The sequence below is a fragment of the Streptomyces pluripotens genome, assembly GCF_000802245.2.
Taxonomy (GTDB): Bacteria; Actinomycetota; Actinomycetes; order Streptomycetales; family Streptomycetaceae; genus Streptomyces; species Streptomyces pluripotens.
Genome location: NZ_CP021080.1, coordinates 3,032,098 through 3,045,812 on the forward strand (window position 1 = coordinate 3,032,098; position 13,715 = coordinate 3,045,812).

10 protein-coding genes are annotated in these 13,715 nt (G+C 71.1%); 4 read left to right on the forward strand and 6 right to left on the reverse strand.

Annotated elements, in window-relative coordinates:
- The first annotated feature begins 9 nt into the window (after nt 1–9).
- Nucleotides 10–2,223: a serine/threonine-protein kinase gene (locus LK06_RS13555; RefSeq protein ID WP_043432562.1), complete on the forward strand. Its 2,214-nt coding sequence runs from the start codon at nt 10–12 to the stop codon at nt 2,221–2,223.
- Between the two features lie 46 nt (nt 2,224–2,269).
- Here LK06_RS13555 and ilvD read toward each other — a convergent pair whose 3' ends face one another.
- From ilvD to LK06_RS13575, 4 genes are all read right to left on the reverse strand, one after another.
- Nucleotides 2,270–4,123, reverse strand: coding sequence for a dihydroxy-acid dehydratase (ilvD, locus tag LK06_RS13560; RefSeq protein ID WP_043432560.1), 1,854 nt, complete (start codon nt 4,121–4,123; stop codon nt 2,270–2,272).
- Between the two features lie 124 nt (nt 4,124–4,247).
- The gene (locus tag LK06_RS13565; protein ID WP_052318851.1) at nt 4,248–4,922 is read right to left on the reverse strand and encodes a TetR/AcrR family transcriptional regulator; all 675 of its coding nucleotides are present in this window, start codon (nt 4,920–4,922) and stop codon (nt 4,248–4,250) included.
- Nucleotides 4,919–5,755 (reverse strand): sugar phosphate isomerase/epimerase family protein, encoded by an 837-nt coding sequence (locus LK06_RS13570; protein WP_043404404.1) that lies wholly within the window; start codon nt 5,753–5,755, stop codon nt 4,919–4,921. The genes LK06_RS13565 and LK06_RS13570 overlap by 4 nt, the downstream gene beginning before the upstream one ends.
- 206 nt (nt 5,756–5,961) lie before the next feature.
- Nucleotides 5,962–6,894 (reverse strand): Ppx/GppA family phosphatase, encoded by a 933-nt coding sequence (locus LK06_RS13575; RefSeq protein ID WP_039654211.1) that lies wholly within the window; start codon nt 6,892–6,894, stop codon nt 5,962–5,964.
- 176 nt (nt 6,895–7,070) lie between these two features.
- On the opposite strand from LK06_RS13575, the gene LK06_RS13580 reads away from it, so the two are divergent.
- Complete coding sequence (locus LK06_RS13580) at nt 7,071–7,823, forward strand: DUF3109 family protein (protein WP_052270031.1); 753 nt, start codon at nt 7,071–7,073, stop codon at nt 7,821–7,823.
- A gap of 308 nt (nt 7,824–8,131) precedes the next feature.
- Here LK06_RS13580 and LK06_RS13585 read toward each other — a convergent pair whose 3' ends face one another.
- Entirely contained in the window at nt 8,132–9,856 is a 1,725-nt protein-coding gene (locus LK06_RS13585) for a BACON domain-containing protein (RefSeq protein ID WP_043432558.1), read from the reverse strand.
- A gap of 197 nt (nt 9,857–10,053) precedes the next feature.
- On the opposite strand from LK06_RS13585, the gene radA reads away from it, so the two are divergent.
- Together radA and disA are read left to right on the forward strand one after the other, a co-directional pair.
- Nucleotides 10,054–11,463 carry a DNA repair protein RadA gene (radA, locus tag LK06_RS13590; RefSeq protein WP_039654295.1) on the forward strand — a complete coding sequence of 470 codons (1,410 nt, stop codon included), beginning with the start codon at nt 10,054–10,056 and terminating at the stop codon, nt 11,461–11,463.
- Nucleotides 11,464–11,543: 80 nt separating this feature from the next.
- On the forward strand, nt 11,544–12,668 hold the full coding sequence (disA, locus tag LK06_RS13595; protein ID WP_039654214.1) for a DNA integrity scanning diadenylate cyclase DisA: 1,125 nt from the start codon (nt 11,544–11,546) through the stop codon (nt 12,666–12,668).
- A gap of 242 nt (nt 12,669–12,910) precedes the next feature.
- On the opposite strand, the gene LK06_RS13600 is transcribed toward disA, so the two are convergent.
- Nucleotides 12,911–13,696 carry a hypothetical protein gene (locus LK06_RS13600; RefSeq protein WP_174673865.1) on the reverse strand — a complete coding sequence of 262 codons (786 nt, stop codon included), beginning with the start codon at nt 13,694–13,696 and terminating at the stop codon, nt 12,911–12,913.
- Nucleotides 13,697–13,715 lie beyond the last annotated feature (19 nt).

Below are 13,715 nucleotides of genomic sequence, written 5' to 3' on the forward strand. Positions count from 1 at the left end.
GGGTGGTCCATGACGCCACAGCGCAACATCGGGGCGGGCGCAGAAGCGGAACGTCCCGAGTACGCCGGCCACTACCGTCTGGAGTCATGCCTGGGGTCGGGCGGCATGGGCGTGGTGCACCTGGCTCGAAGCACCTCGGGAAGGAAGCTCGCGGTCAAGGTCGTGCATGCCGAGTTCGCCAGGAACCCCGAGTTCAGGGGCCGTTTCCGGCAGGAGGTGGCTGCCGCCCGGCGAGTGAGCGGTGCCTTCACCGCGTCCGTCGTGGATGCCGACCCCGAGTCTGGGCGGCCCTGGATGGCCACGCTGTACATCCCCGGGCCGACGCTCTCCGAGCACGTCAAGCGGAACGGGACCATGAACGTTCCCCAGGTGCGGCGGCTGATGGCCGGGCTGGCGGAGGCGCTGCGGGACATCCACCGTGTGGGGGTCGTGCACCGGGATCTGAAGCCGAGCAACGTGCTCCTCTCGGAGGACGGGCCGAAGGTCATCGACTTCGGCATCTCCCGGCCGAAGGACAGCGAACTGCGCACCGAGACCGGCAAGCTGATCGGTACGCCGCCCTTCATGGCACCCGAGCAGTTCCGACGACCGCGGGAGGTGGGCCCGGAGGCGGACGTCTTCGCGCTCGGTTCCGTGATGGTGCACGCGGCCACCGGGCGCGGGCCGTTCGACGCCGACAGCCCGTACATCGTCGCCTACCAGGTGGTGCACGACGAACCGGACCTCACCGGGGTACCGGAGACGCTCGCACCGCTGGTGCGGCACTGCCTCGCCAAGGATCCCGCGGACCGGCCAACCCCCGACGAGCTGATGCGGGAGTTGCGCTCGGTGGCGGCCTCCTATGACACGCAGGCATTCATACCGGCACAGCGGCCGGGTGACGGCCCGGCTCCGGAGACCGCCGGTGTGCAGGGAGAGAACAGGGGCGAGGGCGGCGGCCAGGCCGAGGGGAAAGGGAAGGGGAAGGGGAAGGGGAAGGGGAAGGGGAAGGGCGAGGGCGAGGAACAGGAACAGGAACAGGAACAGCGCGCGGGGAAGCCGTCGCGGGGGCGAGCGGGCAGGAAGGCCGCGCTAGTGGTCGGGGGGCTCGGTCTCGTCGTGTCCGGTGCGTTCGCCTCGATCCGGTCCCTCAGCGGGGACGCGCACCCGCCACCGAAGGCGTCCGACGCGCGCACCGAGGCGGTCGCCTTCACCGCCTGGCGGGCGAAGGCCGTGGGCAAGGAAGCGGGGATGCCTCAGTGCTCTTACGGTGCGGGAAAATTGTTCTGCGCGCGGCCCGGAGTGGTCTTCGCCCTCTCTCCCGTCGACGGACGGCTGCTCTGGCGGCACTCCACGACCACCGGGATCACGAGCGCACCGCCGGTCTTCTCGGGTGGTCTGGTGCAGCCCTGCACCGGCGGCGACCCACGACTGAGGGCACTCGATCCGGACTCGGGCCGGACCGTCTGGGAGCGGCAGCTGCCGACGGGTACGACGGCCCGGTGCGTCGGCGGCATGGTCCTGCTCAGCGATCCCGATGGAACGGTCACCGGAGTGGACAGCGCCACCGGAGACACGAAGTGGCACCGTGGGTTCCCCGGCCAGGGCGCGCCGGCCTTCGGATCCTTCCCGGGGGACTCGAAGGCGTACGCGGCCCGGGTGTCCGCCGACGGATCGAGTACGCAGGTGACCGCCGTCGACCCGCGCACGGGCGAGATGCGATGGGACGCCCGGCTGAGCGGCCGGCTGCAGCCGTTCGGCATCGAGGACGGAACCGTCTTCTTCCTCTCCGTCGACAGAGTCTACGGAGAGGCGAAGGCCGTCGTCCGCTACGACCCGACGACCGGGGCGACGCGACGCGTCACGCTGCCCGTCGCGCTCGCGGACGCCCATGCCACCGTGCGGGGGAACACCGTCCACATCCTGGCCTTCGGCGGCTCGCTGGAAGCCGTGGACATGGCCACCGGCAGGCGGCTGTGGCACCTGGAGACCTCCGTGAGCCGCGGTTCACCGCCGGTCACGGACGGCAGGCTCGTTTACTTCACCGCCGGTGACGGACGTCTCCTCGCCGTCGACGCCCGCAAGGGGACGCTGGTCGGGCAGACCCGCGCGCTCCTGGGGGCGGACTCGGACCGGGTCCCGGGAGCACCCGCCAAACCGGTGGTCGTCGGTGACCGCGTCTACGCCACCGCCCCCGACGGCACCGTCTTCTGCGTGGACGGCCGCACCCCGTCGGCCTGGTGACGCGGCGAGGGGGCCGCCCTGGGGCGGCCCCCTCGCTCGGAGCGGTTCAGCCCAGCTTGCTCACGTCGCGCACCGCGCCCTTGTCCGCGCTGGTCGCCATCGCCGCGTAGGCACGGAGCGCGGCGGAGACCTTGCGGTCGCGGTTCCTGGGGGCGTACACGCCGTTCAGGGCGTGCTCGCGCCGAGCGAGTTCCGCCTCGTCGACGAGCAGCGCGATGGTGCGGCCGGGGATGTCGATGCGGATGCGGTCACCGTCCTGGACCAGGGCGATGGTTCCGCCGGAGGCCGCCTCGGGGGAGGCGTGGCCGATGGAGAGACCGGACGTACCACCGGAGAAGCGGCCGTCGGTGATCAGCGCGCAGCTCTTGCCGAGGCCCCGGCCCTTCAGGTACGAGGTCGGGTACAGCATCTCCTGCATGCCGGGGCCGCCCTTGGGACCCTCGTAGCGGATGACGACCACGTCGCCGTCCTTGACCTCCTGGGTGAGGATCCGCTGCACGGCCTCCTCCTGGGACTCACAGACCACGGCGGGGCCCTCGAAGGTCCAGATGGACTCGTCGACGCCGGCCGTCTTCACCACGCAGCCGTCGGTGGCCAGGTTGCCCTTGAGCACGGCAAGGCCGCCGTCCTTGGAGTACGCGTGCTCGACCGAGCGGATGCAGCCGTTCTCGGCGTCGTCGTCCAGGGCCTCCCAACGCTCCGACTGGGAGAACGCCTCGGCGGAGCGGACGCAGCCGGGGGCCGCGTGCCACAGCTCCACGGCCTCGGGGGACGGGGAGCCACCACGGACGTCCCACGTCTTCAGCCAGTCCGCGAGAGAGGGGCTGTGGACCGCGTGGACGTCCTCGTTGAGGAGACCGGCGCGGTGCAGTTCGCCGAGGAGGGCGGGGATGCCGCCGGCCCGGTGCACGTCCTCCATGTAGTACGTGCGGTTCTTCCCGACGTTCGGGGCGACCTTGGCCAGACAGGGGACGCGGCGGGAGACCGCGTCGATCTGCTCCAGGCCGAAGGGCACGCCCGCCTCCTGGGCTGCGGCCAGCAGGTGCAGGATCGTGTTGGTGGAGCCGCCCATCGCGATGTCCAGGGCCATCGCGTTCTCGAAGGCCGGGAGGGAGGCGATGCTGCGGGGCAGGGCCGAGTCGTCGTCCTGCTCGTAGTAGCGGCGGGTGAGGTCCATGACCGTACGGGCCGCGTCGACGTAGAGCTGCTTGCGGGCGGTGTGGGTGGCGAGGACCGAGCCGTTACCGGGCAGGGAGAGGCCGATGGCCTCGGTGAGGCAGTTCATCGAGTTGGCGGTGAACATCCCGGAACAGCTGCCGCAGGTCGGGCAGGCGTTCTCCTCGATGCGCAGGATGTCCTCGTCCGAGATCTTGTCGTTCACGGCGTCGGAGATCGCATCGACCAGGTCGAGCGTGCGGACCGTGCCGTCGACGAGGGTGGCGCGGCCGGACTCCATGGGACCGCCCGAGACGAAGACCGTCGGGATGTTCAGGCGCAGCGCCGCCATCAGCATGCCCGGGGTGATCTTGTCGCAGTTGGAGATGCAGACCAGGGCGTCGGCGCAGTGGGCCTCGGCCATGTACTCCACCGAGTCGGCGATCAGGTCGCGGGACGGCAGGCTGTACAGCATGCCGCCGTGGCCCATCGCGATGCCGTCGTCCACGGCGATCGTGTTGAACTCGCGCGGGATGCCGCCGGCCTCCCTGATCGCGTCGCTGACGATCCGGCCGACCGGCTGCAGGTGGGTGTGGCCGGGCACGAACTCGGTGAAGGAGTTCGCGACGGCGATGATCGGCTTCCGGCCGATGTCCACACTGGGTACACCGGAGGCACGCATCAGGGCGCGGGCGCCCGCCATGTTGCGGCCGTGGGTGACTGTGCGGGACCTCAGCTCGGGCATCGTCGCTCGCTCCTTCGAAGACCTTCTGCCAGAGAGTTCTGACTCCCCCGAGCCTACGCCGCCGCTCCAAACCCTGGACACGGTCGTCCGGGATGCGGGACGCGTGTTTCACCTCCGTCTGGGGTTACGGAGCCGTCAGGTGACTCTGCACCACCGGTGCCACCCGGGCGATGAGCTGTTCCAGGTCCGCCGAGGCCAGCGGCTCCAGCCGGATCACGTACCGCATCATCACCGCGCCGACCAACTGCGAGGCCGCCAGCTCGGCACGCAGCTCCGCGTCCGGCAGTTCCAGCTGGGCGGCGATGCGGCGCAGCAGCTGGGAGACGATGAGACGGCGGAAGACGGCGGCGGCGGTCTCGTTGTTCACGGCGGACCGGACGATCGCGAGGACCGGCTTACGCGTCGTGGGGTTGTCCCAGACGCCGAAGACGAAGCGGGTCAGCCGCTCCCCCACCCCGTCGAGCGGGCCCTCGGCCACCGCGTTCGGTGCGGACAGCGCGGGCGCGAAGGCGACCGCGATGGCCGCTTCAAAGATCTGCTCCTTGGGGCCGAAGTAGTGGTGGACGAGCGCCGAGTCGACCCCGGCCGCCTTGGCGATACCGCGTACGGAGGTCTTCTCGTACCCGCGTTCGGAGAACTCCTCGCGGGCCGCGGTGAGGATGCGGTCGCGGGTGTCGGCGGACTCGGCGCGCGGCGGCCGGCCACGACGGCGGGGGGAGCTCTCGCTCGCGGAGGCCTTGGTCCGGCTCGCCGCCGGTGTTCCGGGCTCGTTGCTCCCCGGTGGCCTGGGCTCGTTCATCGCCGGGGGCCCGGGCTCGTCGACGTCCCGGGGACCGGTGCCGCCGAGGCCAGGTGCTTGCGCGTGAAGGTCAGGGCCTCGGCGAGGTCGGCCTCCCGTTCGGCGCCGGACATCGCCCGCCGGGTGTTGACCTCGATGACGACATGACCGCCGAAGCCGGTGACCGCGAGACGTTCCAGCAACTCGGCACAGGGCTGGGTGCCGCGGCCGGGCACCAGGTGCTCGTCCTTGGCCGAACCCCGGCCGTCGGCGAGGTGGACGTGGCCGAGGCGGTCCCCCATGCGCTCGATCATGTCCAACGCGTCGGTGCGGGCGGTCGCCGTGTGGCTGAGGTCGATCGTGAAGTGCCGGTAGTCGTCCTGGGTGACGTCCCAGCCGGGGGCGTAGGCGAGCATCTCGCGGTCTCGGTAGCGCCACGGATACATGTTCTCGACGGCGAACCGAACATCCGTCTCGTTCTCCATCCGCCAGATCCCGTCGACGAAGTCGCGGGCGTACTGCCGCTGCCAGCGGAAGGGAGGGTGCACGACGACCGTCGAGGAACCCAGCCGCTCCGCGACGGTCCGGGCCCTTTGGAGCTTGATCCACGGGTCGGTGGACCAGACCCGCTGGGTGATCAGCAGGCAGGGCGCGTGGACGGCCAAGATCGGGATGCCGTGGTAGTCCGACAGCCGGCGCAGCGCCTCGATGTCCTGGCTGACCGGATCGGTCCACACCATGACCTCGACGCCGTCGTAACCGAGGCGCGCGGCGATCTCGAAGGCCGTCGCCGTCGACTCCGGGTACACGGAGGCCGTCGACAGGGCGACGCGCACGTCCCTTGGTTCAGCCACGTCCGTCACCTTACGGGGTCGGACAGTGAAGGCGCCGGGTGCCTGTTCGCCGTTGTGAGGTTTGCCATCCGGGCGGCTGCGGGTCGCGGCGGAGTGCCGGCGTCCGCGCAGGAGAGCCACAGGTCTGCGCACCCCCGCACCCTGACGCTGCTTCGGCCCCCTCGGCTGCTCCAGCCACTCCAGACGCGTCAGCCACTCCAGACGCGTCAGTCGCTTCCCATGTGGTCGAGACGCCGGAGGATGACCCCCTCCCTGAGCGCCCAGGGGCAGACTTCCAGGCTCTCCACGCCGAACAGGTCCATCGCGCCCTCGGCCACCAGGGCGCCGGCGAGCAGCTGGCCCGCCCTGCCGTCCGAGACGCCGGGGAGTTCGCCGCGCTGCTGCGTGGTCATGCCGGCCAGCCGCGGGACCCAGGCCTCCAAGGACTCCCTCTTGAGCTCGCGCTGGATGTAGAGCCCTTCGGCGCTGCGGGGAGCACCGGCGATGCGGGCCAGTTGCTTGAAGGTCTTGGATGTGGCGACCACGTGGTCAGGAGCGCCGAAGCGGCTGAACTCACCGACCGTCCGCGCGATCTGCGCGCGGACGTGGCGGCGCAGGGCGCGGACGTCCTCCGGGGCGGGCGGGTCGCCGGGCAGCCAGGCGGCGGTGAGGCGGCCGGCGCCGAGCGGGAGGGAGACGGCGGCATCCGGCTCCTCGTCTATGCCGTAGGCGATCTCCAGGGAACCGCCGCCGATGTCCAGGACCAGCAGTCTTCCTGCGGACCAGCCGAACCACCGGCGGACCGCGAGGAAGGTCAGCCGGGCCTCCTCCTCGCCGCTGAGGACCTGGAGCCGTACGCCGGTCTCGGCCTCCACCCGTGCGAGGACGTCATCGGCGTTGCAGGCCTCCCGCACGGCGGAGGTCGCGAACGGCAACAGGTCCTCCACCCCTTTGTCCTCGGCGGCCTGGAGCGCGTCCCGTACGACGGCGATCAGCTTGTCGACGCCTTCGTCACCGATGGCACCGCTGTCGTCGAGGAGTTGGGCAAGCCGAAGTTCGGCCTTGTGCGAATGCGCGGGCAGCGGGCGCGCGCCGGGGTGAGCGTCCACCACCAGCAGATGCACCGTATTCGAACCCACGTCCAGGACACCGAGTCTCATGTACGGAACGCTACTGCCAGAACCTCGGTGCTCGGTCCCCGGAGTGGCTTTCGGCCACTTACCCTGGACAGGTGCCAAAGACGAAAAAGGCGAAACCCGAGAAACCCGAGAAACCAGAGAAAGCCGAAAAGGCGGACAAGGTTCATAAGGGCGCCACATCTCCCAAGGGGTCGAAGGTGAGCGACGAGAAGGGGATCGACTTCGCGCGCGCCTGGGTGGAGTTCCCTGATCCGGCGGACGACGAGCAGGTATTCCGCTGCGATCTGACATGGCTGACCTCTCGCTGGAACTGCATCTTCGGCAGCGGCTGCCAGGGCATCCAGGCGGGCCGCGCGGACGACGGGTGCTGTTCATTGGGCGCCCATTTCTCCGATGAGGACGACGAGAAGCGGGTCGCCGAGCATGTGGCACGGCTCACCCCGGACATCTGGCAGCACCACGAGGAGGGCACCCGCAACGGCTGGGTCTCCGAGGACGAGGACGGGTCCCGGCAGACGCGTCCCTTCCGGGGGTCGTGCATCTTCCAGAACCGGCCCGGGTTCCCGGGCGGCGCGGGCTGCTCGCTGCACATCCTCGCCCTCGGGGAGGGCCGGGAACCGCTGGAGACCAAACCGGACGTGTGCTGGCAGCTACCGGTCCGACGGACGTACGACTGGATCGACCGGCCGGACGACACGCGCGTACTCCAGGTGTCCATCGGAGAGTACGACCGCCGGGGCTGGGGTCCTGGCGGTCACGACCTGCACTGGTGGTGCACCTCGGCGACCTCGGCGCATGGCGCGGGCGATCCGGTCTACGTCTCCTACCGGGCCGAGCTCACCGAGCTGATGGGCAAGGCCGGCTACGACCGTCTGGCCGAGCTGTGCGAGCAGCGCCTGGCATCGCAGCTGCCGCTGGTGGCACCGCATCCGGCGGATCCCGCGGACTAGGCACTCCACCGAGGGCGCCGCACTGCACAGCGCCGGCCGTACCGCCGATCGTCCACGGCGGCGCCGTGGTCGGTCGCGCCGTCTCTGGCGCCCCTTCAGGGCGCTTCCAGTCCGCAGGGGTCTTCCGCCCTCCCGTTTGGCGCCTCCCGATCCTTCCCACGCCCCCTGGCCCTTCGGCACCGTGGGTCCGGAACGGTCCGGAACGGTCCAGAACGGTCCGGTCGGGCCCCCGCCCGCGGGCATACCGGTGGGCCCTGTCCGGACTTCCCGCGCCCCCTTGCCACTCTCTCGTCCCCCTCCGCTTCGCCCTAGCTTCCGGAGGGGCTCGGCGTGCCGTCGCCGGACGAGGAGGGGGAGGAAGAGGAGGACGGGGAGGACGGGGAGGGCGGCGAGGAGGAGGGCGGGGCGGAGCCGGACGGGGGCGGGGCCGACTGGCTGTCAGACGGGTCGGTCGGGGACGGGGACTGGGTGGCGGGCGGCTCACTGGACGGCGAGCTGGACGGCGTGGGGACGGGGCTCGATGACGACGGCGGGGACGCAGGACGGCTCGGTGCGGTGCCGTAGCCGTCGATGGAGACCACGGTGCCCGCCGGAGAGATGGCCACCTGCGCGGTCCAGTGGCCGGAAGGCTCGCGCAGGTGGTCGACGTACACCTTGACGGTCAGCGATTCACCGGGGTCGAGGGTTCCCGAGGACTGGCTGAGGTAGAGCCAGGCCGCCGGGGTGGACGCAGACCAGCGGACCGGGGAGGAGCCGGAGGCGGTGAGCGTGATCAGGGTCGTTTCGTCGTCGTTGGCGGCGTCGACCGCGAGCTGCCCGGGCCCCGTCTTGCCGGTTCCGGCCACGCTGACGACCTCCACGGAGACGTCCGCCTTGCCGTCCTTGTCGAGTCCGGTGCCGGGCTTCGCGCTGGCGTTCCCCGCGTTCTCGTAACCACCGGCCGTGTCACCGCCGAGGACGTCGGGGCCCTGCGCCTCGCTCGCGGTGGCGGGGTGGCCGTCCTCGTCGCTCGTCGGGGCGCCCCGGTAGGCGGCCCAGAGGGCGAGTACGGGCGCGGCCACGACCGTGGCGACGACCGTCGTGGTCACGGCACGCGCGCGCATGCGGTCGCGGCGCGCCGCGCGGTCCTTGGGATCCATCGGGAAACCGCGCCGGTCGAAACGCGGGACGGCGGCGCCCCGCACACGTGGGTGGTGGGTCAGGGCGATGTGCAGCGCCGCCCGGGGGGCTTCCAGCACGGGAAGTTCGGCGGGGGTGAGCATGGCGCCGGGCCAGTTGCCGGGCAAGGCGCGCTCGGCGGTGCGGCGGCAGCGTGGGCAGTCGTCGACGTGCCGGACCAGCTCCCGGCGCAGCGCGGCACTGAGGACCAGCCTGCTGTCGCCGGTGAGGTGGGCCACGCTCGGGCAGCCGCCGGTCTGGACCACGGCGAGAGCCGCACGGGTGCGCTCGACCTCGCAGGCGGCGGAGGCCAGCAGCTCGCGTGCGGCGGTGGGGTCCATACCGAGCACGGCGGCGACCTCGTGGGCGGCGAGATGGTGACGAACGGCGAGTTCCAGGGCCTCACGCTGCTCGGGTGTGGTGCCGGCCGCCTCCGGCCAGGCCAACAGGGTGAGTTCGCGGCGCCGCTGCTCCTGGACCTCGGAGGCGACCGCCGGCCGCGGGTCCCCTCCCTTCCCGGCGGCCGGACGACCCGCCGCGTGGCTGGCCTGACGTTTCTGCTTGGCCTCGGCCAGCTTGCGCAGGCAGGCCCAGCGGGCCAGCGCGTACAACCAGGCCCTGCGGTCCCCGGCGTCCTCCGGGACGCGGTGCCCGCGCCGCTCGGCGAGGGCGAGGACGTCACCGAGTGCCGCCGTGGCCGTGTCGTGGTCGCACAGCACCGACAGACAGTAGGTGAACAGACCGTCCAGGTACGGCTCGTAGCGCGCCGGCGGCCGCTGGGCTACGGTGCGCGCGGCGGCTCGATCGCGCGCCTCGCGGTGCGCCCTGTGCGCACCAGTGGTGCGGGTCGTGGTCTCCGGACTGCTGCTCATCACCCGTGCGACCGTAGGCGGCGGCGGAGTGCCCCTTCTGGAACCTTGAGCACTTTTAATCCGTACGGGTGAAACGATCCCTCATAAGGGGACAGGGGGCTTTCATTCCGTGACCGGAACCCAACGGATGGTGGCCGGTTCCAGGCCACCCACAGGTGGCCTCGGTCTCCGTTGTCAGTGTGGCGGGCTACGGTTTCCGCATGGCTGCCCGTTCTAAGTCCACCAAGGACCGCCCGTCCTACCGCTGCACCGAGTGCGGATGGCAGACGGCCAAGTGGCTCGGCCGCTGCCCCGAATGCCAGGCCTGGGGCACAGTCGAGGAGTACGGCGCACCCGCGGTCCGTACGACGGCACCGGGTCGGGTCACCTCCTCCGCGCTGCCCATCGGACAGGTCGACGGCCGGCAGGCCACCGCCCGCTCGACCGGTGTGCCCGAGCTGGACCGGGTGCTCGGCGGCGGTCTCGTACCCGGCGCGGTGGTGCTGCTGGCGGGCGAGCCCGGCGTCGGCAAGTCCACCCTCCTGTTGGACGTGGCCGCCAAGTCCGCGAGCGCGGAACACCGCACCCTCTACGTCACCGGTGAGGAGTCCGCGAGCCAGGTGCGGCTGCGCGCCGACCGCATCGGTGCCCTCGACGACCACCTGTATCTGGCCTCCGAGACCGACCTGTCCGCGGTGCTCGGTCACTTGGACGAGGTCAAGCCGTCCCTGCTGATCCTCGACTCGGTGCAGACCGTGGCCTCCCCGGAGATCGAGGGTGCGCCCGGGGGCATGGCCCAGGTCCGGGAGGTGGCGGGAGCTCTCATCCGCGCCTCCAAGGAACGCGGCATGTCCACGCTGCTGGTGGGCCACGTCACCAAGGACGGGGCGATCGCCGGGCCCCGCCTCCTGGAACACCTGGTGGACGTCGTCCTGCACTTCGAAGGTGACCGGCATGCTCGTCTGCGCCTGGTGCGTGGTGTGAAGAACCGGTACGGCGCGACGGACGAGGTCGGCTGCTTCGAGCTGCACGACGAGGGCATCACGGGTCTCGCCGACCCGAGCGGCCTGTTCCTGACCCGCCGTGACGAACCGGTTCCGGGTACCTGTCTGACCGTCACCCTGGAGGGCCGCCGCCCGCTGGTGGCCGAAGTGCAGGCGCTGACCGTCGATTCGCAGATCCCCTCCCCGCGCCGCACCACCTCGGGCCTGGAGACCTCCCGGGTATCGATGATGCTGGCCGTCCTGGAGCAGCGCGGCCGGATCCACGCGCTGGGCAAGCGGGACATCTACTCGGCGACGGTCGGCGGCGTGAAACTGTCGGAACCAGCCGCCGACCTCGCGGTCGCGCTCGCGCTGGCCTCGGCCGCCAGTGACACCCCGCTGCCCAAGAACCTGGTGGCCATCGGCGAGGTGGGCCTTGCGGGCGAGGTGAGACGGGTCACGGGCGTGCAGCGCAGGCTCGCCGAGGCACACCGACTGGGCTTCACCCACGCACTCGTGCCCACGGATCCGGGCAAGGTGCCGCCCGGGATGAAGGTCCTGGAGGTCGCCGACATGGGGGACGCGCTGCGGGTGCTGCCTCGGTCCCGTAGCCGAGAGGCCCCGCGGGAGGCGGAGCAGCGCCGGTAGACTTTGCCCAGGTCTCGCCCGTCCGTACGAACCGAGTGCGGGTACGGGGGCGCGTCAGAACCTGCGACCGGAGGAGTGCAGTGGCAGCCAACGACCGGGCAGCAGCTCCCGGAAAGTCCGGTGGGAGTGCCGGTTCCGATGGCCTGATGCGCGCCTCGCTGAGCGCCGTAGCACCCGGTACGCCCCTGCGCGACGGCCTTGAGCGGGTCCTGCGCGGCAACACCGGCGGGCTCATCGTCCTCGGCTCCGACAAGACGGTCGAGGCGATGTGCACGGGGGGTTTCGTCCTGGATGTCGAGTTCACCGCCACCCGGCTGCGCGAGTTGTGCAAACTGGACGGCGGGATCGTGCTGTCGTCGGACCTGTCGAAGATCCTGCGCGCGGGCGTCCAGCTGCTCCCTGACCCGACGATCCCCACGCAGGAGACCGGCACCCGGCACCGTACGGCGGACCGGGTGAGCAAGCAGGTCGGTTTCCCGGTGGTCTCGGTCTCGCAGTCGATGCGCCTCATCGCCCTGTACGTGGACGGTCAGCGCCGCGTCCTGGAGGACTCCGCGGCCATTCTCTCCCGCGCGAACCAGGCGCTGGCCACACTGGAACGGTACAAGCTCCGGCTGGACGAGGTCGCGGGCACCCTGTCGGCCCTGGAGATCGAAGATCTGGTGACGGTCCGGGATGTCTCCGCCGTCGCCCAGCGGCTGGAGATGGTTCGGCGCATCGCCACCGAAATCGCGGAATACGTGGTGGAACTGGGCACCGACGGCCGGCTTCTCGCCCTCCAACTGGAGGAGTTGATCGCCGGTGTCGAGCCCGACCGCGAACTCGTGGTCCGGGACTACGTCCCCGAGCCGACGGCCAAGCGCTCCCGCACGGTAGAGGCGGCCCTGTCCGAGTTGGACGCCCTGACCCACGCGGAACTCCTCGAACTCGGCACGGTGGCACGTGCACTGGGCTACACCAGCTCACCCGAGAGCCTCGATTCGGCGGTCTCCCCACGTGGCTTCCGCCTGCTGGCCAAGGTGCCGCGCCTTCCGGGCGCGATCATCGAGCGCCTGGTGGAACACTTCGGCGGCCTGCAGAAACTGCTGGCCGCGAGCGTCGACGACCTCCAGACCGTGGACGGCGTCGGCGAGGCCCGGGCGAGGAGCGTGCGGGAGGGCCTGTCGCGACTGGCGGAGTCCTCCATCCTGGAGCGGTACGTCTGATCCTCCCGGGCCACCGGGCCCGGCGGCCACAGCGGGCGACGACCGGCCGATCGCGCGGTGACCGCGCCCCGGGGATGCTCGGCCACCGGCAAGCCCTGCCGTTGCGGCACTAGCGTCGCAAGGGGCGACGTTCCCGCGGCACTCGGGGGTTTTTCGAGGGTCCCGCACAGCACCCACGGCGCCCGGCACGCACCCTCGCCGCACAGGACCTTCGAAACACTGCTGGAGGGCTCAGGAGCCTTCTAGTCGGCGGACAGCACGAAGGACGCCTGCATCTTCCGGAAACCCGGCGCCTTCCCCTCCAACAAGTAGGTCCCCGCCTTCGCCGAACCCCCGGAAGGCGTGCCGCACTGCGGGACGCTCGGCTTCCGGTCCCACTTCACGGTATAGGTGATGCTCCCGCCCGCAGGCACCCGGAACACCAGGCTCCGCGCGCCTTTGGGGCAGTCGGCCGACGACCAGTAGGCGTTGTCCCCGTCCGCCGGCGTGATCGTCAACACCGCATTCCGGGGCCCGAGATCCACCTTGCAGTCAGCGGACGACGTGTTCTTCGCCGTGACGTCGAAGGCCGGCGTCTGATCCGGCGAGTAGGTGTTGTGCAGGCTCCGTAGGCTCAGCGACACCGCACCGGAAGTGCAGTCGGGCAGCGTGGAGGAGGCCGGAAGCGTGTCGCCCCTACTGACGGTGCCACCGCCGCCGGACTCCGAGCGGCCGCCCACCCCGCCGGCCCCGGAGGAACCGTCACCCGAACCGGAACCACTGCCGCTGGAGTCCCCGCCACCCGACTCGTCGCGCCCGCCAGGATGTTGGCTGATCGCGGAGCCGGACGGCGTCGGCCCAGGAGTGATCGTGTGCACGGGATTCTTGCCGTTGGACCGATCGACGCTCTTCTTGCCGCCCCCGCCGCCGGCGACGACGATCCATGTGACCAGCAGCGCCGACACGGCGACCACCGACAGCATGACGACCCTCCGACGCCAGTAGATGGAGGAGGGAAGCGGCCCGACCGGATTGCGCAGAGATCCCACGGCGCAAACTGTACGAGAG

Bases quoted from the DNA above. Each gene is read 5' to 3' on its own strand.
- LK06_RS13555 (WP_043432562.1), top strand. From the start codon at position 10: ATGACGCCACAGCGCAACATCGGGGCGGGCGCAGAAGCGGAACGTCCC.
- ilvD (WP_043432560.1), bottom strand. From the start codon at position 4,123: ATGCCCGAGCTGAGGTCCCGCACAGTCACCCACGGCCGCAACATGGCG.
- LK06_RS13565 (WP_052318851.1), bottom strand. From the start codon at position 4,922: ATGAACGAGCCCAGGCCACCGGGGAGCAACGAGCCCGGAACACCGGCG.
- LK06_RS13575 (WP_039654211.1), bottom strand. From the start codon at position 6,894: ATGAGACTCGGTGTCCTGGACGTGGGTTCGAATACGGTGCATCTGCTG.
- radA (WP_039654295.1), top strand. From the start codon at position 10,054: ATGGCTGCCCGTTCTAAGTCCACCAAGGACCGCCCGTCCTACCGCTGC.